The 26517-nt window shown below is 33.8% G+C and carries 40 protein-coding genes; 2 read left to right on the plus strand and 38 right to left on the minus strand.

What is annotated here, in order from left to right; all coding sequences use genetic code 11:
- Positions 1 to 132: 132 nt before the first annotated feature.
- Complete coding sequence (locus WFZ86_RS02245) at positions 133 to 501, minus strand: CoA-binding protein (protein ID WP_342690430.1); 369 nt, start codon at positions 499 to 501, stop codon at positions 133 to 135.
- A gap of 151 nt (positions 502 to 652) precedes the next feature.
- On the opposite strand from WFZ86_RS02245, the gene WFZ86_RS02250 reads away from it, so the two are divergent.
- A complete protein-coding gene (locus tag WFZ86_RS02250; RefSeq protein ID WP_342690431.1) occupies positions 653 to 1279 on the plus strand; it encodes a MarC family NAAT transporter in 627 nt (208 codons plus the stop codon).
- A 55-nt stretch (positions 1280 to 1334) separates the two neighbouring features.
- Here the strand turns inward: WFZ86_RS02250 and ctlX are convergent, their stop codons facing one another.
- The 37 genes from ctlX to rpsL all read right to left on the minus strand — a co-directional run bounded on the left by ctlX (position 1335) and on the right by rpsL (position 24625).
- Complete coding sequence (ctlX, locus tag WFZ86_RS02255) at positions 1335 to 2270, minus strand: citrulline utilization hydrolase CtlX (protein WP_342690432.1); 936 nt, start codon at positions 2268 to 2270, stop codon at positions 1335 to 1337.
- 58 nt (positions 2271 to 2328) lie between these two features.
- Positions 2329 to 3243: a dimethylarginine dimethylaminohydrolase family protein gene (locus tag WFZ86_RS02260; RefSeq protein WP_342690433.1), complete on the minus strand. Its 915-nt coding sequence runs from the start codon at positions 3241 to 3243 to the stop codon at positions 2329 to 2331.
- 65 nt (positions 3244 to 3308) lie between these two features.
- Positions 3309 to 4592 (minus strand): citrate synthase, encoded by a 1284-nt coding sequence (locus WFZ86_RS02265; protein ID WP_342690434.1) that lies wholly within the window; start codon positions 4590 to 4592, stop codon positions 3309 to 3311.
- A 156-nt stretch (positions 4593 to 4748) separates the two neighbouring features.
- A complete protein-coding gene (gene eno / locus WFZ86_RS02270; protein WP_342690435.1) occupies positions 4749 to 6041 on the minus strand; it encodes a phosphopyruvate hydratase in 1293 nt (430 codons plus the stop codon).
- Positions 6042 to 6152: 111 nt separating this feature from the next.
- The gene (carA, locus tag WFZ86_RS02275; protein ID WP_342690436.1) at positions 6153 to 7262 is read right to left on the minus strand and encodes a glutamine-hydrolyzing carbamoyl-phosphate synthase small subunit; all 1110 of its coding nucleotides are present in this window, start codon (positions 7260 to 7262) and stop codon (positions 6153 to 6155) included.
- A 149-nt stretch (positions 7263 to 7411) separates the two neighbouring features.
- On the minus strand, positions 7412 to 7906 hold the full coding sequence (gene rplQ, locus WFZ86_RS02280) for a 50S ribosomal protein L17 (RefSeq protein WP_342690437.1): 495 nt from the start codon (positions 7904 to 7906) through the stop codon (positions 7412 to 7414).
- A 39-nt stretch (positions 7907 to 7945) separates the two neighbouring features.
- A complete protein-coding gene (locus tag WFZ86_RS02285) occupies positions 7946 to 8938 on the minus strand; it encodes a DNA-directed RNA polymerase subunit alpha (protein ID WP_064716169.1) in 993 nt (330 codons plus the stop codon).
- 21 nt (positions 8939 to 8959) lie between these two features.
- On the minus strand, positions 8960 to 9565 hold the full coding sequence (gene rpsD, locus WFZ86_RS02290; RefSeq protein WP_064716170.1) for a 30S ribosomal protein S4: 606 nt from the start codon (positions 9563 to 9565) through the stop codon (positions 8960 to 8962).
- A gap of 92 nt (positions 9566 to 9657) precedes the next feature.
- Positions 9658 to 10041, minus strand: coding sequence for a 30S ribosomal protein S11 (gene rpsK, locus WFZ86_RS02295; protein WP_007803677.1), 384 nt, complete (start codon positions 10039 to 10041; stop codon positions 9658 to 9660).
- Positions 10042 to 10049: 8 nt separating this feature from the next.
- Positions 10050 to 10424, minus strand: a complete 375-nt coding sequence (gene rpsM / locus WFZ86_RS02300; protein ID WP_064716171.1) for a 30S ribosomal protein S13 — start codon at positions 10422 to 10424, stop codon at positions 10050 to 10052.
- A gap of 2 nt (positions 10425 to 10426) precedes the next feature.
- Positions 10427 to 10543, minus strand: coding sequence for a type B 50S ribosomal protein L36 (gene ykgO / locus WFZ86_RS02305; protein WP_002987490.1), 117 nt, complete (start codon positions 10541 to 10543; stop codon positions 10427 to 10429).
- Between the two features lie 11 nt (positions 10544 to 10554).
- Positions 10555 to 10770, minus strand: coding sequence for a translation initiation factor IF-1 (infA, locus tag WFZ86_RS02310; protein WP_007136545.1), 216 nt, complete (start codon positions 10768 to 10770; stop codon positions 10555 to 10557).
- 4 nt (positions 10771 to 10774) lie between these two features.
- A complete protein-coding gene (gene secY / locus WFZ86_RS02315) occupies positions 10775 to 12121 on the minus strand; it encodes a preprotein translocase subunit SecY (RefSeq protein ID WP_342690438.1) in 1347 nt (448 codons plus the stop codon).
- Between the two features lie 12 nt (positions 12122 to 12133).
- Positions 12134 to 12586, minus strand: coding sequence for a 50S ribosomal protein L15 (rplO, locus tag WFZ86_RS02320; RefSeq protein WP_342690439.1), 453 nt, complete (start codon positions 12584 to 12586; stop codon positions 12134 to 12136).
- 11 nt (positions 12587 to 12597) lie between these two features.
- Positions 12598 to 12780, minus strand: coding sequence for a 50S ribosomal protein L30 (rpmD, locus tag WFZ86_RS02325; RefSeq protein WP_342690440.1), 183 nt, complete (start codon positions 12778 to 12780; stop codon positions 12598 to 12600).
- Positions 12781 to 12792: 12 nt separating this feature from the next.
- Complete coding sequence (gene rpsE / locus WFZ86_RS02330; protein WP_342690441.1) at positions 12793 to 13317, minus strand: 30S ribosomal protein S5; 525 nt, start codon at positions 13315 to 13317, stop codon at positions 12793 to 12795.
- Between the two features lie 7 nt (positions 13318 to 13324).
- The gene (rplR, locus tag WFZ86_RS02335; protein ID WP_064716175.1) at positions 13325 to 13675 is read right to left on the minus strand and encodes a 50S ribosomal protein L18; all 351 of its coding nucleotides are present in this window, start codon (positions 13673 to 13675) and stop codon (positions 13325 to 13327) included.
- An 11-nt stretch (positions 13676 to 13686) separates the two neighbouring features.
- Entirely contained in the window at positions 13687 to 14229 is a 543-nt protein-coding gene (gene rplF / locus WFZ86_RS02340; RefSeq protein ID WP_064716176.1) for a 50S ribosomal protein L6, read from the minus strand.
- 19 nt (positions 14230 to 14248) lie between these two features.
- Positions 14249 to 14647: a 30S ribosomal protein S8 gene (gene rpsH / locus WFZ86_RS02345; RefSeq protein ID WP_064716177.1), complete on the minus strand. Its 399-nt coding sequence runs from the start codon at positions 14645 to 14647 to the stop codon at positions 14249 to 14251.
- Positions 14648 to 14749: 102 nt separating this feature from the next.
- Positions 14750 to 15019, minus strand: coding sequence for a 30S ribosomal protein S14 (rpsN, locus tag WFZ86_RS02350; protein ID WP_026707007.1), 270 nt, complete (start codon positions 15017 to 15019; stop codon positions 14750 to 14752).
- Between the two features lie 3 nt (positions 15020 to 15022).
- Positions 15023 to 15574, minus strand: a complete 552-nt coding sequence (rplE, locus tag WFZ86_RS02355) for a 50S ribosomal protein L5 (RefSeq protein ID WP_064716178.1) — start codon at positions 15572 to 15574, stop codon at positions 15023 to 15025.
- Between the two features lie 2 nt (positions 15575 to 15576).
- Positions 15577 to 15891, minus strand: a complete 315-nt coding sequence (rplX, locus tag WFZ86_RS02360) for a 50S ribosomal protein L24 (protein WP_026727873.1) — start codon at positions 15889 to 15891, stop codon at positions 15577 to 15579.
- An 11-nt stretch (positions 15892 to 15902) separates the two neighbouring features.
- Positions 15903 to 16271 carry a 50S ribosomal protein L14 gene (rplN, locus tag WFZ86_RS02365; RefSeq protein ID WP_007803649.1) on the minus strand — a complete coding sequence of 123 codons (369 nt, stop codon included), beginning with the start codon at positions 16269 to 16271 and terminating at the stop codon, positions 15903 to 15905.
- Between the two features lie 2 nt (positions 16272 to 16273).
- Positions 16274 to 16531, minus strand: a complete 258-nt coding sequence (gene rpsQ, locus WFZ86_RS02370; RefSeq protein ID WP_159687102.1) for a 30S ribosomal protein S17 — start codon at positions 16529 to 16531, stop codon at positions 16274 to 16276.
- Between the two features lie 17 nt (positions 16532 to 16548).
- Positions 16549 to 16740 (minus strand): 50S ribosomal protein L29, encoded by a 192-nt coding sequence (gene rpmC / locus WFZ86_RS02375; RefSeq protein ID WP_031456038.1) that lies wholly within the window; start codon positions 16738 to 16740, stop codon positions 16549 to 16551.
- Positions 16741 to 16753: 13 nt separating this feature from the next.
- The gene (gene rplP / locus WFZ86_RS02380) at positions 16754 to 17179 is read right to left on the minus strand and encodes a 50S ribosomal protein L16 (RefSeq protein WP_008464295.1); all 426 of its coding nucleotides are present in this window, start codon (positions 17177 to 17179) and stop codon (positions 16754 to 16756) included.
- Between the two features lie 19 nt (positions 17180 to 17198).
- Complete coding sequence (rpsC, locus tag WFZ86_RS02385; RefSeq protein WP_342690442.1) at positions 17199 to 17951, minus strand: 30S ribosomal protein S3; 753 nt, start codon at positions 17949 to 17951, stop codon at positions 17199 to 17201.
- A gap of 5 nt (positions 17952 to 17956) precedes the next feature.
- On the minus strand, positions 17957 to 18370 hold the full coding sequence (gene rplV / locus WFZ86_RS02390; RefSeq protein WP_024981512.1) for a 50S ribosomal protein L22: 414 nt from the start codon (positions 18368 to 18370) through the stop codon (positions 17957 to 17959).
- Between the two features lie 6 nt (positions 18371 to 18376).
- Positions 18377 to 18655, minus strand: coding sequence for a 30S ribosomal protein S19 (gene rpsS / locus WFZ86_RS02395; protein ID WP_024981511.1), 279 nt, complete (start codon positions 18653 to 18655; stop codon positions 18377 to 18379).
- Between the two features lie 6 nt (positions 18656 to 18661).
- Positions 18662 to 19486, minus strand: a complete 825-nt coding sequence (rplB, locus tag WFZ86_RS02400) for a 50S ribosomal protein L2 (RefSeq protein ID WP_342690443.1) — start codon at positions 19484 to 19486, stop codon at positions 18662 to 18664.
- Positions 19487 to 19492: 6 nt separating this feature from the next.
- Positions 19493 to 19783, minus strand: a complete 291-nt coding sequence (gene rplW, locus WFZ86_RS02405; protein WP_064716180.1) for a 50S ribosomal protein L23 — start codon at positions 19781 to 19783, stop codon at positions 19493 to 19495.
- Positions 19784 to 19789: 6 nt separating this feature from the next.
- Positions 19790 to 20419 carry a 50S ribosomal protein L4 gene (rplD, locus tag WFZ86_RS02410; protein WP_159687109.1) on the minus strand — a complete coding sequence of 210 codons (630 nt, stop codon included), beginning with the start codon at positions 20417 to 20419 and terminating at the stop codon, positions 19790 to 19792.
- Positions 20419 to 21036 carry a 50S ribosomal protein L3 gene (gene rplC, locus WFZ86_RS02415; protein WP_024981507.1) on the minus strand — a complete coding sequence of 206 codons (618 nt, stop codon included), beginning with the start codon at positions 21034 to 21036 and terminating at the stop codon, positions 20419 to 20421. The genes rplD and rplC overlap by 1 nt, the downstream gene beginning before the upstream one ends.
- Positions 21037 to 21189: 153 nt before the next feature.
- Positions 21190 to 21495: a 30S ribosomal protein S10 gene (rpsJ, locus tag WFZ86_RS02420; RefSeq protein ID WP_007803605.1), complete on the minus strand. Its 306-nt coding sequence runs from the start codon at positions 21493 to 21495 to the stop codon at positions 21190 to 21192.
- Between the two features lie 11 nt (positions 21496 to 21506).
- Positions 21507 to 23663: an elongation factor G gene (gene fusA / locus WFZ86_RS02425; protein ID WP_159687111.1), complete on the minus strand. Its 2157-nt coding sequence runs from the start codon at positions 23661 to 23663 to the stop codon at positions 21507 to 21509.
- Between the two features lie 10 nt (positions 23664 to 23673).
- Positions 23674 to 24150 (minus strand): 30S ribosomal protein S7, encoded by a 477-nt coding sequence (rpsG, locus tag WFZ86_RS02430; protein ID WP_017495022.1) that lies wholly within the window; start codon positions 24148 to 24150, stop codon positions 23674 to 23676.
- Between the two features lie 91 nt (positions 24151 to 24241).
- Positions 24242 to 24625, minus strand: a complete 384-nt coding sequence (gene rpsL, locus WFZ86_RS02435) for a 30S ribosomal protein S12 (protein WP_007136570.1) — start codon at positions 24623 to 24625, stop codon at positions 24242 to 24244.
- Positions 24626 to 24804: 179 nt separating this feature from the next.
- Between rpsL and WFZ86_RS02440 the strand changes: the two genes are divergently transcribed.
- On the plus strand, positions 24805 to 26514 hold the full coding sequence (locus WFZ86_RS02440) for a BamA/TamA family outer membrane protein (protein WP_342690444.1): 1710 nt from the start codon (positions 24805 to 24807) through the stop codon (positions 26512 to 26514).
- The last annotated feature ends 3 nt before the right edge of the window (positions 26515 to 26517 follow it).

Raw genomic sequence — 26517 nt, forward strand, 5'->3', positions numbered from 1 at the left:
AGATTATTTTTTTTACTTTTTATCAAAACAAAAAACAACTGAAATAAAGCAGTAATTAAAATTCTCTAAATTCTTATGTTTTAATAAATCGAAATATGAATTACTTTGCTAACTCAAAAAAGAGTTTAATTTTTAATATTGGTTCGTAGCTAATAAAACCAAAGTACAAGCCACTTCAGCTTGAATACCATTTAACTCTAACAACTGATAAAGTTCCGGATTTTCAGTACCTGGATTAAAAACTACTCGTTTCGGCTGAGCTTCAACGATATAATTATAATAATCTCTTTGACTAGCTGGATTTAAATACAACGTAACGGTATCAATATTTTTTAAAGGTATCGCTTTGGTTTGAATTTTAACACCAGCTGCTTCTCCAGCGTTTTGTCCTATGGCTATTACAGAATGCCCTTTTTGCACCAACATGGATATGGCTTTAAAAGCGTACTTTTCTGGTTTAGAAGTAGCTCCTAAAACTACTGTCTTTTTATTTTTTGTCATTTTTCAGAATATATGTTACAAAAGTAGCCAAAAATAACTAAGCGTTAACTCTTTTAAGTCTCGAAAATCATTGTATTTAAGAAACAATTAAATAACAAACGAGCAAGATTTATCATTCTAAAAATTGTAGCTTTGTGATAAAATCAGACTTATGGAATTATTTTTTTATCTATTTGCAGCTTTATTTTCTGTACTAAATCCGATTGGAACTGTACCTATTTTTGTTGGATTAACACAAAACGATGCTCAATCAGAACGTAATAGACTCTCCCTTTGGACATCCATTAACGTTTTTATCATTCTAGTCGTCTCCTACCTGATTGGCCAATATGTCCTTACTTTCTTTGGCATCAGTATTGATTCTCTACGAATTGCTGGCGGGATTGTGATTGTGAGTTCTGGATTCTCTCTATTGTCAGGAAAATTCAACAAAAAAAGAGGAATCAACAAAAAGATTGAAAACGAAGCACAACAAAGAAACGACATTGCATTGACTCCATTAGCCATTCCTATGCTCGCGGGACCTGGTTCTATGTCATTACTAATTGCTTTTTATAACCAGCACAAATCTACCAACGAAATTTTAATTTCGATTGCGGCTATTCTTGCTATATCGGCAACAATATACATTATTTTAAGAAGCGCTCATTATCTAGCAAGAGCACTAGGGGCATCTGGAATTGTTGCCATTTCTCGTATTGTTGGATTTATAGTCATCGCTATTGGTATACAATACATTGTAAGTGCACTAATCAACATTATCAAAGCTAATTTTTAAGCAAAAAAAAGTCTGTCAAAAACTAACTTCTGACAGGCTGAATTTTAAAATATATCTATGCTCTTGGCAAAAAAATCTCCGCCATCATACAGCGAGCGCTTCCGCCACCACAAGCCTCAATAGTATCTAAACTTGAACTCAAAATAGTAACATGTTCCTCTAGTTGCGTAATTTGTTTTTTAGTCAATGCTTGGTGAGCTGCAGCACTCATAACTAAATATCTTCTATCGTCTGCACCTTTAACCTCAAGCATATTACCTGCAAAATTATTCACTTGATCTTCTGTAATCAAAACAACTTGCTTGTCATCGTTTTTCAGACTATCAATCAACATCTTACGCTCTTTTTTATCATCAATTGCATCTGCACACAAAACAGCAAAAGTTTCTCCCAAGCACATCATTACATTGGTATGATAAATCAATTTTCTATCTCCATTTACGGTTTGAAAGGCTTCAAAAATTACTGGCGCAAAATCAAAATCTTCACAAAACTCAATAAACAGTTCTTCATCGGCTCTTGGCGATAACGCACAATACGCTTTCCCATTGGCACGATCTAACAATAAACTCCCTGTCCCTTCCAAAAATATACCATCCATTTCAGCCTCTGTGTAATCCATGATTTCATTAATCACAAAACCCTCGTCTTCCAAAACATCTAGAATATCTTCTCTCCTTTCCATTCGGCGATTTTCGGCAAACATGGGATACAAAACTACATCTCCATTTTCGTGAAAAGAAATCCAATTATTTGGAAAAATACTATCCGGCGTGTCAGGACTAAGGGTATCATCAACAACAATTACATTAACTCCAACTGAACGTAATTTAGCAACAAATGCATCAAACTCTTCTTGAGCTTTTGCATTAACACTAGCAGGTAAAAGTCCATCTAAAACTTTTTGGTAATAATTATTTACAGCAGTTTGCTCATTCATTCTAAAAGCAACTGGACGAATCATCAATATAGAGCTGGTTGTTTGTTTCATTTTTTATTAATTTAAAACAAATTTATAAATTTAGCATTTTAACCCAAAAACATTTTTTTTAATCTCTTACTAATGGCAAGGTAGAACAACGTAACAATCCTTCTTGCTTGGCAATTTCAGCATAAGGAATTTCTTCAACCATAAAACCTTGATTTCTTAACCAATTATTTAATCTAGTGAAATTTCTTTCAGAAATGACAACGTTAGGAGCAATAGAAAACACATTAGAATTCATATCATACATTTCATCTCTAGTGATATGAAACAAGTTTTCCTTACCAAAAAGATTCACTAAGAACAAGTAATCAGACTCTTCCCTAAACCCATTTTTATAAATAATCCCCTTATCATTGCCTATTGGCTGAAAACAACAATCTAAATGTAATGCATTATCTCTTGCTTCCAATTTTGATTTTACCAAATCAAAATCTTTGATTATTTTATTAGGAAAAAGTTGCTTAATAAAATCAACACCTTGCCAATTTGTTCTTGCGGTTATATAATCTTTGTAGTCACTCCCTTTGTAAGTCCCTATAAAAATGTAATTATTCCATAGCATAACATCACCGCCTTCTATGTGAACTTCTTCTGGAGGTCTAACAACCTTAGAAGGATTGATTTGATCGATTATATATTGAATAGCATCCAACTCCCTTTCTCTATCTGGTAAAATATTCGATTTGATAAAAACATCATCAATAACAAATCCAATATCTCTTGCAAATATTTGGTTATAATCAGCAATTAATTCAGGCCTAAGTACATCAACCTCATATTTTTGAAAAACAGAATTGAACGCATCCATCTCAGCGACCATGTCTTTTTCAATAGGATAAGTACCTGCTAAAATATGCTCCAATGATTTTGGATCATAAGCCTCATCAACAGTTGGAGTCGACCCATTACTATTTGCTAATCCTAAAATAACCTTTCTTAATCGCGCCGTTTCATTTTTTACATTTAAATCTAACATTCTAACTTGAAATTATTTAGAACCAAAAAAGCTTCACAGATTCGTGAAGCTTTTAGTTTTGATTTTTATCTTTTATCTACACCTTTAAATTCCCGTAATGGATATCCAACATAAACTTGTCTTGGACGACCAATAGGTTCTTTGTTTTCTCTCATTTCTTTCCATTGAGCAATCCAACCTGGCAAACGACCAATTGCAAACATTACAGTAAACATATCAGTTGGAATACCTAAAGCTCTATAAATAATTCCAGAATAGAAATCAACATTAGGATACAAGCTTCTTGATTTGAAATATTCATCTTCCAAAGCTGCTACTTCTAATTTTTTAGCTATTTCCAAAATTGGATCTTCAACACCCAAAGTAGCTAAAACTTCGTCTGCCGCTTTCTTAATAATTCTTGCTCTAGGATCAAAATTTTTGTATACTCTATGACCAAATCCCATCAATCGGAAAGGATCATTTTTATCTTTTGCTTTTGATAAATACTTTTCAGCATCTCCACCATCTTTATTAATTTCTTCAAGCATCTCTAAAACTGCTTGATTAGCTCCACCGTGAAGAGGTCCCCAAAGTGCAGAAACTCCTGCAGAAATAGAAGCAAATAAACCAGCATGAGAAGAACCTACCATGCGAACTGTTGATGTAGAACAGTTTTGTTCATGGTCTGCATGCAAAATAAATAATTTATCTAAAGCACTTACTACAACTGGATCTGCCTGGTAAGGTCCTGTTGGTAATTCAAACATAAGTCGCATGAAATTCTCAACATATCCTTTAGTATTATCATAATAATTCAAAGGGAATCCCATACTTTTTCTATAAGTCCAAGTAGCAATAACTAAAAATTTACCCATAGTTTTGCAAACAGCCTCATACATTTCCTTCTCATTTTCAACATTAACTGATTTTGGATTAAATGCAGTCAATGCGCTTGTTAATGCAGACAAAACCCCCATTGGATGCGCAGTTTTTGGAAACCCATCTATGATATTTTTCATCTCTTCGTTCACCAAAGTATGTTTACGAATATCATTCTCAAACTGCACTAATTGTTCTGTAGTTGGTAATTCCCCAAAAATAACAAGATAAGACACTTCTAAAAAGTGTGCTTTTTCAGCCAAGTCTTCGATTGAATACCCTCTGTAACGAAGAATTCCTAATTCACCATCTAAAAAGGTAACTTCACTTTTACATGAACCAGAATTTTTATAACCCGGATCAATAGTAATTACCCCAGATAAGTCTCTTAATTTACTAATATCAACAGCACCTTCATTTTCACTTCCTACTATAAATGGAAGCTCAAATTTATTGCCATCAATTTCTAACGTTGCTATTTTTGACATAATATTATATGGATATACTTTAAATTAAATAATTTCCCAAATCTAATGAATTTAGAACTAATTTAAAAACGATTTCAATCTCCAACTTGTTAAATGTTTTACAAAAAAAGCCATCTGAATAAACAGATGGCTTTTGTTATAAAAATCTCACTTGTGTTATTTCACATTAAAAGCATTTTTACCAGGAAAATACGCTGTAGCTTCAAGCTCTTCCTCAATTCTCAATAACTGATTGTATTTTGCCATACGATCAGAACGAGATGCTGAACCTGTTTTAATTTGCCCGCAGTTCAAAGCAACCGCTAAATCAGCAATAGTATAATCTTCAGTCTCTCCTGAACGGTGAGACATTACAGAAGTATAACCAGCATTTTTAGCCATATTTACTGCAGCAATCGTTTCTGTTAAAGTACCAATTTGGTTAACTTTTACAAGGATTGAATTCGCTATTCCTTTTTCAATACCGGTAGACAAACGCTCTACATTAGTAACAAATAAATCATCACCAACTAATTGTACTTTATCACCAATTTTCTCAGTTAATAATTTCCAACCTTCCCAATCATTTTCTTGCATACCGTCCTCGATAGAAATAATTGGATATTTAGCTGCTAATTCTGCTAAATAATCAACTTGCTCAGCTGATGTTCTAACTTTTCCCGTTGGACCTTCAAATTTAGAATAATCGTATTTACCATCAACATAGAACTCAGAAGAAGCACAATCTAAAGCAATCATTACTTCATCTCCAAACGTATAACCTGCCGCTTCCACAGCTTTTTTGATAGTATCTAATGCATCTTCAGTACCACCAGCTAAATTCGGAGCAAAACCTCCTTCATCACCAACAGCCGTAGAAAGACCTCTATCGTGCAATACTTTTTTAAGATTATGAAAGATCTCTGTACCCATTTGCAAAGCATGTGTAAATGATGTTGCTTTTACGGGCATAATCATAAACTCTTGAAAAGCAATAGGAGCATCAGAATGAGAACCACCATTAATAATATTCATCATTGGCAATGGTAAAGTATTAGCTGAAACTCCACCTACATATCTATACAAAGGAAGTCCTAATTCATTTGCAGCAGCTTTCGCAGCAGCAAGAGAAACACCCAAGATAGCATTTGCTCCTAATTTTGATTTATTTGGAGTACCATCTAAATCAATCATTAATTGATCAATTTTATTTTGTTCAAATACAGAAGTACCTACTAATTCTTCAGCTATAATTGTGTTTACATTATTTACAGCAGTCAAAACACCTTTTCCTAAAAAGGCTTTACCACCATCTCTCAACTCTACCGCCTCATGCTCCCCTGTTGAAGCTCCTGATGGAACTGCAGCTCTTCCTATAATTCCATTTTCTGTAATTACATCTACTTCAATAGTTGGATTACCTCTTGAATCGAAAATTTGTCTTGCGAAAATTTTAACAATAATACTCATTATTCTTATATTTTATGTTATTAATTTGTATTTTACTCAAAATTACGGAAATAAAATGATAATCATAAATAAAGAATAGACTATATTTTATAATTTATTAACGATAACGTTTTAGCTTTTTGCTTTCTGTATATTAACAATAAACTGATCAAATAAATAAGATGAATCATGTGGACCAGGGCTTGCTTCAGGATGATATTGTACAGAAAAACAATTTTTATTTTTCATTCTCATTCCTGCAACAGTGGAATCGTTTAAATGCAAATGGGTTATTACCAAATCAGGATGCTTTTCTAATTCTTCCTTATTTACGGCGAATCCGTGGTTTTGAGAAGTAATTTCACCTTTTCCAGTTTCTAAATTAGTAACTGGATGATTTATACCTCTGTGTCCATTAAACATTTTATAAGTCGAAACTCCATTTGCCAATGCAATTACTTGATGCCCTAAACAAATTCCAAACAAAGGTTTATCTATTTCGATGATTTGTTTTGCAACATTAATAGCACTTTCAAGTGGATCAGGATCACCAGGTCCATTTGATAAAAAATATCCATCAGGATTAAACGACGCTAAATCTTCAAAGCTAGCATCATAAGGAAAGACTTTTATATAACAGTCTCTTTTGGCAAGGTTTCGCAGGATATTAGTTTTAATACCTAAATCTAAAGCTGATACTTTATATTTTGCATTTTCCTCACCATAAAAATAAGGCTTTTTTGTTGATACTCTTGAAGCCAGTTCTAAACCTTTCATATCAGGAACATTAGCCAATGCCAATTTTAAATCTTCGATTGATGTCCCATCAGTACAAATAACAGCATTCATTGCACCATTCTCTCTGATATAACTCACAAGAGCTCTAGTATCAACATCTGAAATACAAATTAAATTTTGATTTTTAAAATAATTCTCAAGACTCTCGGTTGCATCTGGACGCGAATGGTTAAAACTAAAATTTTTACAAATAAGACCAGATATTTTTATATTGTCTGACTCTACTTCTTTATCATTGACTCCATAATTACCAATATGAGCATTTGTAGCTACCATTAGTTGCCCAAAATAAGAAGGATCTGTAAAAATCTCTTGATATCCAGTCATTCCTGTATTAAAACAAACTTCCCCATAAGCGATTCCGCTTAAACCAATTGATTTTCCATAAAAAATAGTTCCATCACTAAGTAATAATAAAGCTTGTTGTCTAGTTGTATATTTCATTTGTAGTTAAAAATTTTGCAAATTTAAATTATAAAAGGAGGCGAAACAATTAAAGAGTATAATAAATAAAAGATAATTTTAATTTCAAAAAAAAAGGATAAACTATAAATAGCTTATCCTTAATTTTTATTGAATAATTATTCTCATATTTATTCAGCAGCTTCAGCAGTTGGCTCAGCACTAGCTTCAGGAGCATCAGTATCAGTAGCTTCTTCAACTTTTTTAGCTTTACCACCACGACGGCTTTTTGCTTTTTTAACTTCTTTTTTACCTCCGTTATAAAGTTCGTTAAAATCTACTAGTTCGATCATTGCCATATCAGCATTATCTCCCAAACGATTACCAACTTTAATAATACGAGTATATCCACCTGGACGATCTCCAACTTTTGCAGCAACATCTCTGAATAAATCAGTTACAGCATATTTACTACGTAAATAAGAGAAAACGATACGACGGTTATGAGTAGTATCAGCTTTAGATTTTGTTATAAGCGGCTCAACAAATTGTTTAAGCGCTTTAGCCTTAGCAACAGTAGTATTAATGCGCTTGTGCTCAATAAGAGAACAAGCCATATTAGCTAACATAGATTTTCTATGAGAAGTCTGTCTGCTTAAGTGATTATTTTTTTTTCCGTGTCTCATTGCTTTATGAATTTAATCACACCATGAAGGTGGATTAGATTATTCTTTATCTAGTTTGTATTTTGTTAAATCCATACCGAAAGTCAGGTTCTTAACTGCAACCAATTCATCTAGTTCAGTCAAAGATTTTTTACCGAAATTACGGAATTTCATTAAGTCATTTTTATTAAAAGATACTAAATCACCAAGTGTATCAACTTCAGCCGCTTTCAAACAATTTAAAGCTCTAACAGACAAGTCCATATCAACAAGCTTAGTTTTAAGCAATTGCCTCATATGTAGTGACTCTTCATCATAAGATTCTGTTTGTGCAATTTCGTCAGCCTCAAGTGTAATTCTTTCATCAGAAAACAACATGAAATGGTGAATTAAAACTTTTGCAGCTTCAGTAAGAGCATCTTTTGGATTAATAGAACCATCAGTTTTAATTTCAAAAACTAATTTTTCGTAATCTGTCTTCTGCTCAACACGAAAGTTTTCAATAGCATATTTTACATTTTTTACAGGTGTAAAAATAGAATCTGTAAAAATTGTACCAATAGCTGCATTCTGTTTTTTGTTCTCTTCTGCAGGAACATATCCTCTTCCTTTTTCAATAGTTAAATCAAAACTTAATTTGATTTTACTGTCTAAATTACAGATAACAAGTTCTGGATTCAAAACTTGAAAACCTGAAATAAACTTTTGAAAATCACCAGCTGTTAATTGATCTTTACCTGAAACAGAAATAGTAACTGATTCATTATCTATATCTTCAATTTGACGTTTAAAACGTACTTGCTTTAGATTTAGGATTATCTCGGTAACATCTTCAACAACTCCTGAAATAGTGGAAAACTCATGATCTACACCTTCGATACGAACAGATGTTATTGCATATCCTTCTAATGCTGAAAGCAAAACTCTTCTAAGTGCATTACCAACAGTCAATCCATAACCAGGTTCTAAAGGTCTAAATTCAAATTTACCTTCAAAATCGGTTGAATCGATCATGATAACTTTATCGGGCTTCTGAAAATTAAATATTGCCATAAATTTCGACTAAGTCAATTATTATTTGTTGTATAACTCTACGATTAATTGTTCTTTAATGTTTTCAGGAATTTGAAGTCTTGCAGGTACAGAAACAAAAGTACCTTCTTTAAGATCATTATTCCAAGTAATCCATTCATAAACATGACTTGAATTAGACAAAGAACGTTCGATAGCTTCTAATGATTTAGACTTCTCACGAACAGCAACTTTATCACCAGGTTTAAGGTGGTAAGAAGGAATATTAACTACTTCACCATTCACAGTGATGTGTCTATGTGAAACGATTTGACGAGCACCTCTTCTAGAAGGGGCAATTCCCATTCTAAAAACAACATTGTCTAATCTTGACTCACACAATTGTAATAAAACCTCACCAGTAACACCTTTAGTAGCTGATGCTTTTTCAAATAAATTTCTGAATTGTTTTTCTAAAATTCCATAAGAATATTTAGCTTTTTGCTTTTCCATTAACTGAACAGCATACTCAGATTTTTTACCTCTTTTTTTAGCCATCCCGTGTTGCCCAGGAGGGTAATTTCTTTTTTCGAAAGCTTTATCATCTCCGAAAATTGCTTCGCCAAATTTACGGGCGATTCTTGTACTTGGACCAGTATATCTTGCCATTTTAATTTGTTTAAGATAGAGATTATGAATTCAGGTCTTATCCTTCGATAATCTATATTCTATCTAGGTTATACTATAAATAATTTTGAGTATTAAACTCTACGTCTTTTAGGAGGACGACATCCATTGTGAGGCATTGGAGTAACATCAATAATTTCTGTAACTTCAATACCACCATTATGTATCGAACGGATTGCGGACTCACGTCCATTTCCTGGTCCTTTTACATATACTTTAACTTTTTTAAGTCCAGCCTCAAGAGCTACTTTACTACAATCTTCTGCTGCCATTTGGGCTGCATATGGAGTGTTCTTTTTAGAACCTCTAAAACCCATTTTACCAGCTGAAGACCAAGAAATAACTTCACCTTTTTTGTTAGTTAACGAAATGATGATGTTATTGAAGGTAGCAGAAATATGAGCCTCTCCCGTTGATTCAACGATAACTTTACGTTTTTTTGCAGTTGCTTTAGCCATATTACTTATTATTTAGTTGCTTTTTTCTTGTTCGCAACAGTTTTTCTTTTACCTTTTCTTGTTCTAGAGTTGTTTTTAGTTCTTTGTCCTCTTAAAGGAAGACCTGATCTATGACGAATACCTCTGTAACAACCAATATCCATCAAACGCTTGATGTTTAAAGAAACTTCAGAGCGTAATTCACCTTCAATTTTGAAAGCTGAAACCGCCTCACGAATTGCTCCAATTTCATCATCGTTCCAATCTTGAACTTTTTTATCTTGACTTACTTGAGCTTTCTCTAAAATCTCAATCGCTCTACTTTTTCCTAATCCGAAGATGTAGGTAAGTGCTATAACACCTCTCTTGTTTTTTGGGATATCTACCCCTGCTATTCTTGCCATAATTATCCTTGTCTTTGTTTAAATCTAGGATTCTTTTTGTTGATTACGTATAATCTGCCTTTTCTACGCACAATAATGCACTCGGCGCTTCTTTTTTTAACTGATGCTCTTACTTTCATTTTGAATATCTTTAATATCTATAAGTAATTCTTGCTTTTGACAAATCGTAAGGGCTCATTTCTAGTTTCACTTTATCACCAGGTAATAATTTGATATAATGCATACGCATTTTTCCAGATATATGAGCAATTACTATATGTCCATTTTCTAACTCTACACGGAACATTGCATTGGATAATGCTTCAATTATTGAACCGTCTTGTTCTATTGCTGATTGTTTTGCCATAAAATTAAGCTACTGCTTTTCTGTTTTTACCACTCTTCATCAAACCATCATAGTGTTTATTCAACAAGTATGAATTAATTTGCTGCATTGTGTCAATAGCAACACCAACCATAATGATTAATGAAGTACCTCCAAAGAACATTGCCCAAGATTGTTGCACATCCATAAGACTTACGACAATAGCTGGGAACACAGCAATCAAGGCAAGAAATAAAGACCCTGGAAAAGTAATTAAAGACATCACTTTATCAAGATAATCAGATGTTTCTGCACCAGGTCTAACACCTGGAATGAAACCTCCGCTTCTTTTCAAATCATCAGACATCTTATTAGTAGGTACCGTGATTGCGGTGTAAAAAAATGTAAAGATAACTATTAAGCTAGCAAATACAAAATTATACCAAAAACCAAAGATATTACTAAAAGCACTAACAATTGTTTGAGAAGTTTCCGATTTAGATAAACCAGCAACAGCAGCTGGAATAAACATAATAGCTTGAGCAAAAATAATTGGCATAACACCTGAAGCATTTAACTTCAAAGGAATCCATTGTCTATTTCCACCCATCATATCCTGTTCAAAATCACCAGATGCAGTTCTACGAGCATACTGAACAGGTATTTTTCTTACTGCCATAACAAGCAAAACACAAGAAATAATAACCAACAACCAAATAATAACTTCAATAACCAAAAGCATTGGACCACCATTATTGTTTGTAACTCTTGTTGTAAATTCTTGAATAAATGCCTGAGGCAATCTTGCCAAGATACCTACCATGATCAAAAGTGAAATACCATTTCCAATCCCTTTATCAGTGATTTTTTCACCTAACCACATTGCAAAAATTGTACCTGTTACAAGGATAACAACTGAAGAAAATAAGAATTCAAAAGAATTAAAACCTAACAAAAAGGCATTACTGGGTAATGTTCTGTAAAGATTGTAGATATACGTTGGTCCTTGAACTAAAGTTATACCAATGGTCAACCAACGAGTAATTTGGTTGATTTTTTTTCTACCACTTTCACCATCACTTTGAAGTTTTTGCAAATAAGGAATTGCAATTCCCATCAACTGAACAACAATGGATGCTGAAATGTATGGCATGATACCTAAAGCAAAAACAGAAGCTTTAGAAAATGCACCCCCAGTAAACATATCCAATATCGAACCGATACCATCTTTTGTTTGACCTGCTAAACCTGTCAATTGCGTTGCATCAATTCCAGGCAAAGTAACGTGTGCACCAAAACGATAAACTAAAAGAAGACCTAATGTGAAAAGGATTCTATTTTTTAGTTCCTCAATCTTCCAAACATTACTTAATGATTCAAAAAATTTCTTCATAGAGTTGAAAAATTATAATGTTACCGCTTCACCTCCAGCAGCTTCTATAGCAGCTTTTGCAGTAGCAGTAAATTTGTGAGCAGATACCTTTAATTTTGCTTTTAATTCACCTCTTCCTAAAATCTTAACGATTTCATTTTTGGTAGCTAAACGATTTGCAACAAAAACTGACATATCTACAGTATCAGTTACAACACCATTATCCACCAATAATTGAAGTGTATCTAAATTAACACCTTCGTATTCTTTACGATTGATGTTTGTGAAACCAAACTTAGGTACACGTCTCTGAAGCGGCATTTGACCTCCTTCAAAACCAATCTTTTTAGAGTATCCAGAACGAGATTTAGCTCCTTTGTGACCTCTTGCAGAGGTACCACCTTTACCAGAACCTTCACCTCTACCTAATCTCTTATTTTGATTGTGTGTAGACCCCTCAGCAGGTTGTAAATTACTTAAATTCATACCAGTATTTGTTATTTAATTTCTTCTACAGAAACTAAGTGTTTAACTTTATTTATCATCCCAAGGATAGCAGGATTTGAATCATGCTCTACAACTTGTCCCATTTTACGTAAACCTAAAGCTTCTAACCCTCTTTTTTGAGTAAAAGGACAGTTGATTTTGCTACGTACTTGTTTTACTAATAATTTAGCCATAATTTCCTTGAATTAACCTTTAAAAACTTTCTCTAACGAAACCCCTCTTTGTCTTGCAACAGTATGAGCACTTCTCATTTGTAATAATGCATCAAAAGTTGCTTTAACCACATTATGAGGATTAGATGATCCTTGAGATTTTGATAATACATCGTGAATTCCAACTGACTCAAGAACTGAACGAACAGCTCCACCAGCAATAACTCCAGTACCATGAGAGGCAGGAATTAAAAACACACGTGCACCACCAAATTTACCTTTTTGCTCATGAGGAACAGATTGACCATTCAAAGGAATTCTAACTAAATTTTTCTTAGCATCTTCTACTGCTTTAGCAATAGCTTCAGAAACATCTTTAGATTTACCTAATCCGTGTCCAACTACACCGTTTTCATCACCTACAACTACAATAGCAGAAAAACCAAAAGCTCTACCACCTTTCGTAACCTTAGTAACACGATTTACACTTACCAAACGATCTTTTAATTCAAGACCAGTTGGTTTTACTAACTCTATATTCTTGTATTTATTAGACATACTTATATTAGAATTTAAGCCCAGCCGCTCTTGCGCCTTCTGCTAATGATTTAATACGACCATGATATAAATAACCTCCTCTATCGAAAGTTACTGTTTCAATACCAGCTTTCAAAGCTTTCTCTGCAACTAATTTACCAACTGCAGTTGCAACTTCAATATTCGTACCTTTTCCTATTTCTTTTTCTCTTGAAGAGGCAGCTAACAAAGTAACACCATTTACGTCATCAATTAATTGAGCATAAATTTCTTTGTTACTTCTAAAAACAGAAAGTCTTGGTTTAGTAGCTGAACCACTAATCGTTTTTCTAATTCTGAATCTAATTCTCTGTCTTCTTTCAGGTTTTGTTAATGACATAATCTTATTTTTTAAGCTGATTTACCTGCTTTTCTTCTTAATACTTCACCTACAAATTTAACCCCTTTACCTTTGTAAGGCTCTGGTTTACGGAAACCTCTAATTTTGGCTGCAACTTGTCCTAAAAGTTGTTTGTCAAAAGAAGTTAACTTAACAATTGGGTTCTTTCCTTTTTCAGAAATAGTTTCCAAAGTTACCTCTGGAGCAATCTCTAAAATAATATTATGAGAAAAACCTAAGGCTAAATCTAGTTTTTGTCCTTGATTTGAAGCTCTATAACCAACTCCAACCAATTCTAAAGATTTAGTAAAACCTTCACTTACACCAACAATCATGTTATTGATTAAAGAACGATACAAACCGTGTTTTGCTCTTTGGTCTTTATGATCAGACGATCTTTCAATTGTAACTTGACCGTCTTCAACTTTTACAGTAACATCTGAGAATTCCTGCGTTAGTTGACCATTTTTTCCTTTTACAGTAATAATACCATCTTTAACTTCAACAGTTACTCCGGCAGGGATTACAATTGGACTTTTACCTATTCTTGACATCTTATCTAGTCTTTAAAAATTAGTATACGTAACAAATTACTTCTCCTCCAACATTCAATTGCTTAGCTTGTTTTCCTGTCATCAAACCTTTTGATGTAGAAACAATAGCAATTCCTAATCCATTAAGGATTCTAGGCAATTTAGAAGCACCTGCATATTTACGTAAACCTGGTTTACTAATTCTTTGGATATCTTTAATCACAGGCTCTTTAGTAACTTTATCGTACTTCAAAGCAATTTTGATAGAACCCTGAACGGTGTTGTTCTCAAATTTGTAACTTAAGATGTAACCTTGATCAAATAAGATCTTAGTTATTTCTTTTTTTAGATTAGAAGCCGGAATTTCAACAACTTTGTGGTTTGCAGCCACAGCGTTTCTAACTCTCGTCAAATAATCTGCAATTGGATCTGTATACATATGTATTAATTTGCGGTAACGGTTTTCGAACTATTCGAACCTGAAACCAGTTTATAAATGTGAAAAAACAGACGTGATTACTCACGTCTGAATATTATTTTTCTACCAAGATGCTTTTTTAACACCTGGTATCAATCCATTATTAGCCATTTCACGGAATGTAACACGTGAAATACCGAATTGACGCATATACCCTCTTGGTCTACCTGTTAATTTACAACGATTGTGCAAACGAACTGGCGAAGCATTTTTCGGTAATTTTTGCAAACCTACGAAATCTCCAGCTTCTAACAAAGCTTTTCTTTTCTCAGCATACTTAGCTACCGTTTTTTCTCTTTTCACCTCACGGGCTTTCATTGATTCTTTAGCCATATCTTAATTCTTTTTAAAAGGTAAACCTAATTCAGCCAACAATGACTTTGCTTCTTTATCTGTTTTTGCAGAAGTAACAAAGGAAATATCCATACCAGATATTTTGTTTACTTTATCGATATCAATTTCTGGGAAAATGATTTGCTCTAAAACACCTAAGTTATAATTTCCTCTTCCGTCAAAACCTGTAGATTTAATACCACTGAAGTCTCTTACACGAGGTAAAGATGATGTTATAAGTCTATCTAAAAACTCATACATTCTTTCTCCACGTAAAGTCACTTTTGCACCAATAGGCATACCTTTTCTAAGTTTAAAAGACGCAACATCTTTCTTAGAAATAGTAGCTACTGCTTTTTGTCCAGTAATCTTAGTCAACTCCTCAACTGCATAGTCAATTAGTTTTTTATCAGATACTGCTGCACCAACTCCTTTACTCAAAACAATTTTTTCCAATTTTGGAACTTCCATTATATTTGAGTAACCGAACTCTTCTTTAAGAGCAGCAATAACTCTGCTCTTATATTCTTCTTTTAGTCTAGGTATATATGCCATTACTATAGTACTTGATTAGATTTTTTTGAAAATCTTACTTTCTTATCTCCTTCTACTCTAATACCTACTCTTGTAGTTTCCTTAGTTTTAGGATCTATAAGAGCAATGTTAGAAATTTGTATAGAAGCTTCCTTTTTTACAATACCACCTTGAGGGTTTTTAGCACTTGGCTTCGTATGTTTAGAAACCATGTTTACACCTTCAACAATCGCTTTGTTTTTCTCACGGTAAACACGTAATACTTTACCTTCAGCACCTTTATGGTCTCCAGCAATTACTCTTACGATATCTCCTGATTTTATTTTTAGCTTTATCATCTTATAACGAATTAAAGCACTTCTGGTGCTAATGATACAATTTTCATGAATTGTTTTTCACGAAGTTCTCTTGCTACCGGACCAAAAACACGAGTTCCTCTCATTTCACCAGCTGCATTTAACAATACACATGCATTGTCATCGAATCTGATGTATGAACCATCTGCTCTTCTTACTTCTTTTTTGGTACGTACAACAACTGCAGTTGAAACAGCTCCTTTTTTTACGTTTCCGTTTGGAGTTGCATCTTTGATAGAAACTACAATCTTGTCACCAACAGAGGCATACCTTCTTTTGGTACCTCCTAAAACACGGATAGTTAAAACTTCTTTAGCTCCTGTGTTATCTGCTACTTTTAGTCTTGATTCTTGTTGTACCATAATTATTTAGCTCTTTCAATGATTTCAACTAATCTCCAACATTTTGATTTACTCAAAGGACGCGTTTCGCTAATTCTTACAGTATCTCCAATGTTACAGTCGTTTGTTTCGTCGTGTGCAACAAATTTCTTTGTTTTCAACACGAACTTACCGTATAATGGGTGCTTTACTTTAGTTACTTGAGCAACAACAATAGACTTATCCATTTTGTTTGAAGTAACCACACCAATTCTTTCTTTTCTTAAATTTCTTTTTTCCATCTTTCAGCAGATTACAATTATTGTAACTCTCTTTTAGTAAGTTCTGTAGCTAATCTAGCAACCGTTCTACGTACACTTCTTATTTGAAGTGGATTTTCGATCGGAGAAATAGCGTGAGCCATTTTTAAATCGGCATAAACCTTTTTAGTTTGACTTAGTTTTTCTTGCAACTCCGCTGCAGAAAGATCTTTTATTTCTGATTGTTTCATAATATAATATAGATTATGCTTCGAAATCTCTTGCAACAACGAATTTAGTTTTTACTGGAAGCTTTTGAGCTGCAAGACGTAACGCCTCTTTTGCAACTGACAAAGGTACTCCTCCAACTTCGAACATAATTCTTCCAGGTTTAACTACAGCTGCCCAATATTCAACGGCACCTTTACCTTTACCCATACGTACCTCAAGAGGTTTCTTAGTGATTGGTTTGTCTGGAAATATTTTAATCCATAATTGTCCTTCTCTTTTCATGTAACGAGTTGCAGCAATACGTGCTGCTTCGATTTGACGAGAGGTTAAGAACATTCCATCTTCATGTACAGATTTAATACCAAACATTCCATTTGAAAGTTCATGTCCTCTTTGAGAATTCCCTTTCATTCTACCCTTTTGCACCTTACGGTACTTTGTTCTTTTAGGCTGTAACATTTTTCTTTAGTTTAAAAATTTACTTTCTTTTACGAGCGTCTGGTTTTCCACCTTTGTTAAAAGGTTTTCTGTCTCCTCTAGGAGAATCACCACCTTTACCACCAGCTTGTTTTTTGTCCATGCCAGCAAGTGGAGAAAGATCTCTCTTACCATAAACTTCACCTTTCATGATCCACACTTTGATTCCCATTCTACCATAAGTAGTATGAGCTTCTGCAAGTGCATAATCAATATCAGCTCTGAAAGTTGATAGAGGTATTCTACCTTCTTTGAATCCTTCTGAACGTGCCATTTCAGCACCGTTCAAACGACCAGAAATAAGTACTTTAATTCCTTCAGCATTCATACGCATAGAGGCTGCGATGGCCATTTTAATAGCACGTCTGTAAGAAATTCTACTTTCAATTTGACGACAGATGCTTGTAGCAACTAGATACGCGTCAAGTTCAGGTCTTTTGATTTCAAAGATGTTAATTTGAACCTCTTTATCAGTAATTTTCTTAAGTTCTTCTTTCAACTTGTCTACCTCTTGTCCACCTTTTCCGATAATGATACCAGGTCTAGCAGTAGTGATAGTAACGGTTACAAGTTTTAAAGTTCTCTCGATGATTACTTTTGATACACTAGCTTTTGATAAACGAGCATGAACATACTTTCTGATTTTGTGATCTTCGGCTAATTTATCACCGTAATCATTTCCACCATACCAGTTTGAGTCCCATCCTCTGATGATACCAAGTCTATTTCCAATTGGATTTGTCTTTTGTCCCATGCTGCTTAAGAATTGCTTTGTGTGTTATTGATAGCTCCTAGCACGATTGTTACGTGATTAGAACGTTTTCTTATTCTGTGTGCTCTTCCTTGTGGAGCTGGACGAAGTCTTTTCAACATCATTCCACCATCTACACGGATTTCCTTAACAAATAAACCAGCTTCTTCTAAACTAGCTTCACTATTTTTTTGCTCCCAGTTATTGATTGCAGATAATAATAGTTTTTCTAATTTTCTTGAAGCTTCTTTAGAACTAAATCTTAATATGTTAAGTGCTCTTTCTACCTTCTGACCTCTTACTAGATCTGCTACTAAGCGCATTTTTCTAGGTGAAGTAGGGCAGTTATTTAACTTCGCGAAAGCAATAGACTTATTAGCCTCTTTTCTCGCATCTGCTGTTTCTCTTTTACGAACTCCCATTGCTTCTTATTTTTTACCTTTATTTTTTGCTCCAGCATGACCTCTAAAAGATCTAGTTGGTGAAAATTCTCCTAATTTATGTCCTACCATGTTTTCTGTAACGTAAACAGGTACAAACTGACGACCGTTATGAACTGCGATAGTTTGTCCAACAAAGTCTGGAGTAATCATAGAAGCTCTAGACCAAGTCTTTACTACTCCTTTATTTCCACCTGCGATGTTTTCTTCAACTTTCTTTTCTAACTTATAATGAACGAAAGGTCCTTTTTTTAATGAACGTGCCATATCTTATTATTTCTTTCTACGTTCTACGATATACTTGTTACTCGGGTTTTTCTTAGAACGTGTTCTATAACCTTTAGCTGGTATTCCATTTCTTGAACGTGGATGTCCACCAGAAGAACGTCCTTCTCCACCACCCATTGGGTGATCAACAGGGTTCATTGCAACAGGTCTTGTTCTAGGTCTTCTTCCCAACCATCTTGTTCTACCAGCTTTTCCTGATACAACTAATTGATGATCTGAATTAGAAACTGCACCTATAGTAGCCGAACACGTTAACAAAATTAATCTTGTTTCACCTGACGGCATTTTTATGGTAGCATATTTTCCATCTCTTGCCATTAATTGAGCAAATGTTCCAGCAGAACGAGCGATTACAGCTCCTTGACCCGGTCTCAATTCAATGCAAGAAATTACAGTTCCAAGTGGAACTCTACTTAAAGGTAAAGTGTTACCAATTTCAGGTTGAGAATCTGCACCAGAAACTACTTTCTGACCAACTTTCAAACCATTTTGAGCGATAACATAAGTTTTCTCACCATCAACATAAGCTAATAAAGCGATAAAAGCAGTACGATTTGGATCATATTCTATAGATTTTACCGTAGCAGGAATTCCTTCTTTTGTACGTTTAAAATCAATAATACGATATCTCTGCTTGTGACCACCACCCGTATAACGCATGGTCATCTTTCCTTGACTATTTCTACCTCCAGAGTTTTTTATCGGCGCTATCAAAGAGCGTTCCGGCTTATCAGTTGTAATAGCGTCATAACCATTCACAACTCTAAATCGCTGACCTGGGGTAATAGGTTTTAATTTTCTTACTGACATTTTATCTTAGATATTGTTGTAAAAATCAATTGTTTCTCCTTCTTGTACTTGTACAATTGCTTTTTTAATTGCATTTGTCTTTCCACTGATTAAACCACTTTTAGTGTATTTCGTAGTTCTGTCTGGTCTTACATTCATAGTGTTAACACTAACAACGTTTACTCCGTAAGCAGCTTCAACAGCTTTCTTAATTTCAACTTTGTTTGCTTTTCTGTTAACTTCGAATCCAAAACGATTCAAAACTTCACTTTCTTTGGTTACTTTTTCCGTTACTATAGGTTTAATTATGATGCTCATATCCTATTATTTACTTAAATTATCTTCAATTACTTCCAAAGAACTCTCCAAAAGCACTAAATTATTAGCATTTAAAATAGCGTAAGTACTTAATTCTGAACTACTTACAACATTAGACGCCTTTAAATTACGTGACGACAAATATACATTTTTATTGGTATCACCCAATATAAATAGTGATTTTTTATTTTCTAACTCTAAAGCTTTCAAAACATTAATGAAATTTTTAGTGCTTGGCGTTTCAAAATTAAAGTCTTCCAAAACAATGATGTTTGATTCTTTAGCTTTAATAGAGAAAGCAGATTTTCTAGCCAATCTTTTTAAGTTTTTATTCAATTTGAATGAATAACTTCTTGGTCTTGGCCCGAAAACAGTTCCACCACCTTTAAACAATGGATTTTTTGCACTACCCGCACGAGCAGTACCAGTTCCTTTTTGTTTTTTAATCTTACGAGTACTTCCTGCTACTTCAGCTCTTTCTTTAGCTTTGTGCGTACCTTGTCTTTGATTAGCAAGATATTGCTTAACATCAAGGTATACTGCGTGATTATTTGGTTCAATTGCGAATACTGAATCAGAAAGTTGAACTTTTCTTCCAGTATCTTTTCCGTTGAAATCTAATACTTTTACTTCCATTACTTCTGAATGATTACATAAGAGTTGTTATGACCAGGAACACATCCTTTAATAACTAGTAAGTTCTTATCAGAAACTACTTTTAAAACTCTAAGGTTTTGAACTTTTACATTTTCTCCTCCCATTCTTCCAGCCATACGCATTCCTTTGAATACTCTAGATGGATAAGAAGAAGCTCCTACAGAACCTGGCGCTCTTAAACGGTTATGTTGACCATGAGTTGCTTGACCAACACCACCAAAACCGTGACGTTTCACAACCCCTTGAAAACCTTTACCTTTAGACACACCTTGTACATCCACAAATTCTCCTTCTTCAAAAATAGAAACATCGATAAGATCTCCTAATTTTTGTTCAGTTGCAAAATCTTGAAATTCAACGACTTTTTTCTTAGCAACAGTTCCCGCTTTTTTAAAGTGACCTAGAGCCGCTTTCGTGGAATGTTTCTCGTTTTTGTCATCGAAACCAAGTTGCAACGCTTCATACCCGTCAACCTCTTTGGTTCTGACTTGGGTAACAACACATGGTCCAGCTTCGATTACTGTACAAGGAATATTTTTCCCGTTTTCATCGAAAATACTAGTCATGCCGATTTTTCTACCAATTAACCCAGACATAAATATTAATTATTAATTATTAAATATAAATATAGAACGCAGCTTTTAAGCAAATTCTATTTTTTTGTGGGTGCAAAGGTATAACTTATTTACACACAATCCAAAAAATATTTTTTTGCCTAAAAACAGCGTTCTTAAATACTCTAGAACTACTTAAACTTTGATTTCAACTTCAACTCCACTAGGCAATTCTAATTTCATTAAAGCATCAATTGTTTTAGATGAAGAAGAATAAATATCAATTAATCTCTTATATGACATTACTTCAAACTGCTCTCTTGCTTTCTTATTTACGTGCGGTGAACGCAATACTGTAAATAATTTTTTGTGTGTAGGCAATGGAATTGGACCAGTTACCACAGCACCAGTAGTTTTTACTGTTTTCACAATCTTTTCAGCAGATTTATCCACCAACATATGATCGTAAGATTTCAATTTTATTCTGATTTTTTGACTCATTTTCTTAAAGATTATGCGTTTCCTTTTGCTTTTTTGATAACTGCTTCTGAAATATTAGAAGGTGTTTCAGCGTAGTGTGAAAATTCCATTGTAGATGTTGCACGACCTGAAGACAAAGTTCTTAAAGTTGTAACATATCCAAACATTTCTGATAATGGAACATCAGCCTTAATAGTTTTTGCACCATTTCTATCACCCATGTCATTAACTTGACCTCTACGACGGTTAATATCACCAACGATATCCCCCATGTTTTCTTCTGGCGTAATAACTTCCATTTTCATGATCGGCTCAAGAATGATAGCACCAGCAGCTTTAGCAACTTCTCTATAACCCATTCTAGCTGCCAATTCAAAAGAAAGAGCATCAGAATCTACAGGGTGGAAAGATCCATCTAATAAAGTTACTTTCAAACTATCTACTTGATAACCAGCTAAAGGACCAGTTTTCATAGCTTCACGGAAACCTTTTTCTACAGAAGGAATATATTCTTTTGGAACGTTTCCTCCTTTTACCTCATTAACAAACTGCAATCCAACAGGAACTTTTCCATCAACTTCATCTGCAGGCTCAACTCTAAATACGATATCACCAAATTTACCACGACCACCAGATTGTTTTTTGTAAGTTTCTCTATGTTGTGCAGATTTAGTAAAGGCTTCTTTATATTCAACCTGAGGCTCACCTTGATTTACCTCAACTTTGAATTCACGCTTCATACGATCTACAAGGATATCCAAGTGCAACTCACCCATACCTGAGATAATAGTTTGCCCTGAAGCCTCATCAGTTCTAACTGTAAACGTTGGATCTTCTTCAGCTAATTTAGCCAAAGCCATACCCATTTTATCTACGTCAGCTTTAGTTTTTGGTTCAATAGCAATACCAATTACCGGTGCTGGAAATTTCATTGACTCAAGAATAATTGGGTGTTTTTCATCACACAATGTATCTCCAGTTTTGATATCTTTAAATCCAACAGCTGCCCCAATATCACCTGCCTCGATATACTCGATTGGGTTTTGCTTGTTAGCATGCATTTGGTAGATACGAGAAATTCTCTCTTTATTACCAGAACGTGTATTCAAAACATAAGAACCAGCATCTAATCTTCCAGAGTATGCACGGAAGAATGCTAAACGACCTACGAATGGGTCAGTAGCAATCTTAAATGCTAACGCCGCGAAAGGCTCTTTCACATCTGGCTTACGCAAGATTTGAGTTTGATCTTCTTCAAGCAATTCAGCATCGTCTGGATGAATACCAGAAATTCCTTCTTTATCCATTGGAGATGGCAAGTACTTACATACTGCATCCAACATAAATTGAACACCTTTATTTTTGAAAGACGAACCAGCAATCATAGGAATGATAGCCATATCCATAGTCGCAGCTCTTAACGCATTGTTAATCTCTTCTTCTGTAATAGAATCAGGATCTTCCATATATTTATCAAGCAAGTTTTCATCGTAATCAGCAACCGCTTCGATAAGAATATCTCTGTACTCTTTTACTTCATCTACCATATCCGCAGGGATATCAATAATATCAAAAGTAGCACCTTGAGTAGCATCATGCCAAACAATAGCTTGATTTTTAACCAAATCAACTACTCCTTTGAAATCATTTTCTTCACCAATAGGCAAAGTAATCGCTACCGCATTAGATTTCAACATATCGCGTACTTGCTGACAAACTGCTAAGAAATTAGATCCTTGACGGTCCATTTTATTAACAAACCCCATACGAGGCACACGGTACTGATCCGCTAATCTCCAGTTAGTTTCAGATTGTGGCTCAACACCATCAACTGCACTAAACAAGAAAACCAATCCATCTAGTACACGCAACGAACGGTTTACCTCTACTGTAAAGTCAACGTGACCAGGAGTATCGATAATGTTGAAGTGATAAGGTTTAGATTCTGGTAAAATTTTACCTTGCTCAGTTGGAAAATTCCATTCACAAGTTGTAGCAGCAGAAGTAATAGTAATACCTCTTTCTTGCTCTTGCGCCATCCAGTCCATTGTTGCAGCACCATCGTGTACTTCACCAATTTTGTGTGATTTTCCAGTATAGAATAATATACGCTCAGTTGTTGTTGTTTTACCAGCATCAATATGAGCAGCAATTCCAATATTTCTTGTAAATTTAAGATCTCTAGCCATTTCTTATGAATTAAAATCTAAAGTGAGAGAAAGCTTTGTTAGCCTCTGCCATTTTGTGAGTATCCATTCTTTTCTTAACAGCAGCTCCTTCTTCTTTAGCCGCAGCTAAACATTCTGAAGCCAATCTTTGCGCCATTGATTTTTCGTTTCTTCTTCTTGAATAAAGAATCAACCATTTCATAGCCATAGATATTTTTCTGTCTGGACGTATTTGCATTGGAATTTGGAATGTAGCTCCTCCAACTCTACGACTACGCACTTCTACGTGTGGCATAACGTTAGTTAAAGCATCTTTCCAGATTTCTAATGAAGTTTTTTCATCGTTTTGTTTTTTAGACTCTATAATGTCAATTGCATCATAAAATACTTTAAACGCTGTAGATTTTTTACCATCCCACATTAAGTTGTTCACAAAACGTGTTACCAATTGATCATTAAACCTTGGATCTGGTAAAAGTGGTCTTTTCTTTGCCGCTCTTTTTCTCATGTCTTTTTTTTAATTTTTTTATTATTAGCACAATAAAAAACACAGAATTAGTATAACTCTGTATCTAAAATCAAGCTTCTAACTTTTTAAATTACTTTTTTGCTTCTTTTGGGCGTTTAGCACCATACTTAGATCTTCTTTGCGTTCTTCCAGCAACACCTGACGTATCAAGCGCACCACGAACGATGTGATATCTAACTCCTGGCAAATCTTTTACCCTTCCACCCCTAACTAATACTATCGAGTGCTCTTGTAAATTGTGTCCTTCTCCAGGGATGTAAGCATTCACTTCATTACCATTTGTCAAACGTACACGCGCAACTTTACGCATTGCAGAGTTTGGTTTTTTTGGTGTAGTAGTGTAAACACGCGTACAAACCCCTCTTCTTTGAGGACAAGAATCTAAAGCAACCGATTTACTCTTCTTAGTTATCTGAGTTCTTCCTGTTCTTACTAATTGTTGAATTGTTGGCATAATTAATACTAAAAATTTCTTATTATATTAAATTCCCGCTTTTTACGGGGTTGCAAATGTATAAAATATTTTTCACTATACAAACCATAATTCATTAATTTTCAATATCCTCATTTTAGATTATGAATTCCATAACATTCGGCAGATATTTGCGTTACTTTAAATTCAAACCAATAACATTGAGATATTTACTTCCACTCATCTTATTTACCACCACATTCCAAGTTTGCTTTGGTCAAAAGCTTACTTTGAAAATAGCCGGAAAAACCGAAAAGGAAACAAAAATAATAGATTCTTTAAACTACAACAGAGTTCACAACAACATAACATCAATAAAAAAAGAAATCCAATTAACTTCACATAAACTAGAAAAAATTGGCTACATAGAAAACAACCCAAGCGTTGTTGAGAAAAAAAATGACAGTACATTTCACACAGAAATAGAATTAAAAGCGCAAATAAAAAACATACATATATATATAGGTAAAAACCAAAACCTAAAACAATTATTCGATCAAGACGCAAATAAAGATACCTTAAGAATTAAATACCCCGAAATCAACACTTTATTGGAAGAATTTATTAAAAAATTAGAAGCAAAAGGTTATCCGCTAGTAAAAGCGCAATTAGTAGACATAAAAAGAAAAAACAACATATTAATTGCAGACCTAAGCATAAAAACCAATAGTCAGAGAAAAATCAATCAGATAGTAATAAAAAATAATGATTCAGAAAAAAAACAAAATTACTTCCCCCAAAATCATTTATCACAAATCAATAAAAAATTTAAAAACAAAATACTAAATCAAAAAACCATTGAATTATTAAAAGATCAATTCAATAACTATCCTTTTATAAGACAAATTAAAGACCCCGAAGTACTTTTTAGCAATGACTCAACAATTGCATACGTATATATAGAAAAAAAAGCAGCAAATTCATTTGATGGATACATTGCCATTGGAAACAACAATCAAGACAAAACAAGACTCAACGGATACTTAGACATCCAATTAAACAACCTATTAAAGAAAGGTGAAGAGTTTTATATCTACTGGAAAAGCGACGGTAACGATCAAAAAACTTTTAATACAGGTTTAAAACTTGACTACTTATTTAGAACACCAATTGGACTTAAGGCCAGTTTAAATATTTTCAAACAAGACAGTACTTTTCAAAACTCAAAAACTCTCGTTGACATAACTTACCCCATCAATATTAAAACAAAAGTTTACACAGGAATAGAATCAACAGTATCAAGCGATATACAAAACAGCAACAACACCATCATCAGTGATTATAAAAATCAATTCATAACCACTGGACTTCTCTATCAAAAAAACAACAAAAAAAACATACTATTTGAAGAAAAAACCAAATTAAACATCCGAATAGGTATTGGAAGTAGGAATACTTCAAACACCAACAACACTTCAAATCAAAAACAATTCTTTGCTAACCTGAATCTAACCCACAATTTCATAATCAATCCAAAAAACAGTATTAATATTAGAAGTCAAAATTTTTATTTGAACAGCAAGACATACTTAACAAATGAATTATTCCGATTTGGCGGACTACATTCTGTTAGAGGCTACGCTGAAAATAGCTTCCAAGGAAACTACATAAGCACCCTACTAACTGAATATAGGCATTTCCTCAATCAATCATTATATATCCACTCTATACTTGATTATGGAATATTTAAGGACGAAAGTAATTCAACAATCCTCAAAAAAAACAACAATATAACTGGCATTGGAATTGGCATTGGAATGTATACAAAAAACGGTTTTTTTAAATTTTCTATAACAAATGGAACAAATAGCTACAACGATATAAACTTTTTTAACAGTATAGTTAATTTATGTTATAATGTTAAATTTTAGATG

Origin of the sequence: Flavobacterium polysaccharolyticum (assembly GCF_038739875.1) — a bacterium.
In the GTDB taxonomy this organism is placed as follows: Bacteria; Bacteroidota; Bacteroidia; order Flavobacteriales; family Flavobacteriaceae; genus Flavobacterium; species Flavobacterium polysaccharolyticum.

What these genes read in the sequence shown, in the direction of transcription:
- infA (WP_007136545.1), bottom strand. Translation starts at nt 10,770, where the DNA reads ATGGCAAAACAATCAGCAATAGAACAAGACGGTTCAATAATTGAAGCA.
- rpsK (WP_007803677.1), bottom strand. Translation starts at nt 10,041, where the DNA reads ATGGCTAAAGCAACTGCAAAAAAACGTAAAGTTATCGTTGAATCAACG.
- rplD (WP_159687109.1), bottom strand. Translation starts at nt 20,419, where the DNA reads ATGGAAGTAAAAGTATTAGATTTCAACGGAAAAGATACTGGAAGAAAA.
- rpsG (WP_017495022.1), bottom strand. Translation starts at nt 24,150, where the DNA reads ATGAGAAAAAGAGCGGCAAAGAAAAGACCACTTTTACCAGATCCAAGG.
- fusA (WP_159687111.1), bottom strand. Translation starts at nt 23,663, where the DNA reads ATGGCTAGAGATCTTAAATTTACAAGAAATATTGGAATTGCTGCTCAT.
- rplO (WP_342690439.1), bottom strand. Translation starts at nt 12,586, where the DNA reads ATGAATTTAAGTAATTTACAACCTGCTGAGGGGTCTACACACAATCAA.
- WFZ86_RS02285 (WP_064716169.1), bottom strand. Translation starts at nt 8,938, where the DNA reads ATGGCAATATTTAATTTTCAGAAGCCCGATAAAGTTATCATGATCGAT.
- rplP (WP_008464295.1), bottom strand. Translation starts at nt 17,179, where the DNA reads ATGTTACAGCCTAAAAGAACAAAGTACCGTAAGGTGCAAAAGGGTAGA.
- rpsJ (WP_007803605.1), bottom strand. Translation starts at nt 21,495, where the DNA reads ATGAGTCAAAAAATCAGAATAAAATTGAAATCTTACGATCATATGTTG.
- rplW (WP_064716180.1), bottom strand. Translation starts at nt 19,783, where the DNA reads ATGAGCATCATAATTAAACCTATAGTAACGGAAAAAGTAACCAAAGAA.
- WFZ86_RS02245 (WP_342690430.1), bottom strand. Translation starts at nt 501, where the DNA reads ATGACAAAAAATAAAAAGACAGTAGTTTTAGGAGCTACTTCTAAACCA.
- rpmD (WP_342690440.1), bottom strand. Translation starts at nt 12,780, where the DNA reads ATGGCTAAATTATTAGTAAAACAAGTACGTAGCAAAATCAACTGTCCT.
- rplB (WP_342690443.1), bottom strand. Translation starts at nt 19,486, where the DNA reads ATGTCAGTAAGAAAATTAAAACCTATTACCCCAGGTCAGCGATTTAGA.
- rpsS (WP_024981511.1), bottom strand. Translation starts at nt 18,655, where the DNA reads ATGGCACGTTCATTAAAAAAAGGACCTTTCGTTCATTATAAGTTAGAA.
- rpsQ (WP_159687102.1), bottom strand. Translation starts at nt 16,531, where the DNA reads ATGGAAAAAAGAAATTTAAGAAAAGAAAGAATTGGTGTGGTTACTTCA.
- rpmC (WP_031456038.1), bottom strand. Translation starts at nt 16,740, where the DNA reads ATGAAACAATCAGAAATAAAAGATCTTTCTGCAGCGGAGTTGCAAGAA.
- rplQ (WP_342690437.1), bottom strand. Translation starts at nt 7,906, where the DNA reads ATGAGACACGGAAAAAAAAATAATCACTTAAGCAGACAGACTTCTCAT.
- WFZ86_RS02265 (WP_342690434.1), bottom strand. Translation starts at nt 4,592, where the DNA reads ATGTCAAAAATAGCAACGTTAGAAATTGATGGCAATAAATTTGAGCTT.
- rpsE (WP_342690441.1), bottom strand. Translation starts at nt 13,317, where the DNA reads ATGTCTAATAAATACAAGAATATAGAGTTAGTAAAACCAACTGGTCTT.
- rpsM (WP_064716171.1), bottom strand. Translation starts at nt 10,424, where the DNA reads ATGGCAAGAATAGCAGGGGTAGATATCCCAAAAAACAAGAGAGGTGTT.
- carA (WP_342690436.1), bottom strand. Translation starts at nt 7,262, where the DNA reads ATGAAATATACAACTAGACAACAAGCTTTATTATTACTTAGTGATGGA.
- WFZ86_RS02250 (WP_342690431.1), top strand. Translation starts at nt 653, where the DNA reads ATGGAATTATTTTTTTATCTATTTGCAGCTTTATTTTCTGTACTAAAT.
- rplF (WP_064716176.1), bottom strand. Translation starts at nt 14,229, where the DNA reads ATGTCAAGAATAGGTAAAAGTCCAATTGTAATCCCTGCCGGAGTAACT.
- rplX (WP_026727873.1), bottom strand. Translation starts at nt 15,891, where the DNA reads ATGATAAAGCTAAAAATAAAATCAGGAGATATCGTAAGAGTAATTGCT.
- ykgO (WP_002987490.1), bottom strand. Translation starts at nt 10,543, where the DNA reads ATGAAAGTAAGAGCATCAGTTAAAAAAAGAAGCGCCGAGTGCATTATT.
- eno (WP_342690435.1), bottom strand. Translation starts at nt 6,041, where the DNA reads ATGAGTATTATTGTTAAAATTTTCGCAAGACAAATTTTCGATTCAAGA.
- rplN (WP_007803649.1), bottom strand. Translation starts at nt 16,271, where the DNA reads ATGGTACAACAAGAATCAAGACTAAAAGTAGCAGATAACACAGGAGCT.
- rpsL (WP_007136570.1), bottom strand. Translation starts at nt 24,625, where the DNA reads ATGCCAACAATTCAACAATTAGTAAGAACAGGAAGAACTCAGATAACT.
- secY (WP_342690438.1), bottom strand. Translation starts at nt 12,121, where the DNA reads ATGAAGAAATTTTTTGAATCATTAAGTAATGTTTGGAAGATTGAGGAA.
- rpsD (WP_064716170.1), bottom strand. Translation starts at nt 9,565, where the DNA reads ATGGCAAGATATACTGGTCCAAGTACAAGAATCGCCCGTAAATTTGGC.
- rpsN (WP_026707007.1), bottom strand. Translation starts at nt 15,019, where the DNA reads ATGGCTAAAGAATCAATGAAAGCCCGTGAGGTGAAAAGAGAAAAAACG.
- ctlX (WP_342690432.1), bottom strand. Translation starts at nt 2,270, where the DNA reads ATGAAACAAACAACCAGCTCTATATTGATGATTCGTCCAGTTGCTTTT.
- WFZ86_RS02260 (WP_342690433.1), bottom strand. Translation starts at nt 3,243, where the DNA reads ATGTTAGATTTAAATGTAAAAAATGAAACGGCGCGATTAAGAAAGGTT.
- rplE (WP_064716178.1), bottom strand. Translation starts at nt 15,574, where the DNA reads ATGGCATATATACCTAGACTAAAAGAAGAATATAAGAGCAGAGTTATT.
- rplC (WP_024981507.1), bottom strand. Translation starts at nt 21,036, where the DNA reads ATGTCTGGGTTAATTGGTAGAAAAATCGGCATGACTAGTATTTTCGAT.
- rplV (WP_024981512.1), bottom strand. Translation starts at nt 18,370, where the DNA reads ATGGGAGTTCGTAAAAGAGAAACAGCAGATGCGAGAAAAGAGGCTAAT.
- rplR (WP_064716175.1), bottom strand. Translation starts at nt 13,675, where the DNA reads ATGTCATTAACAAAACCTGAAAGAAGACAGAGAATTAGATTCAGAATT.
- rpsH (WP_064716177.1), bottom strand. Translation starts at nt 14,647, where the DNA reads ATGTATACAGATCCAATTGCAGATTATTTGACGAGAGTTAGAAACGCT.
- rpsC (WP_342690442.1), bottom strand. Translation starts at nt 17,951, where the DNA reads ATGGGACAAAAGACAAATCCAATTGGAAATAGACTTGGTATCATCAGA.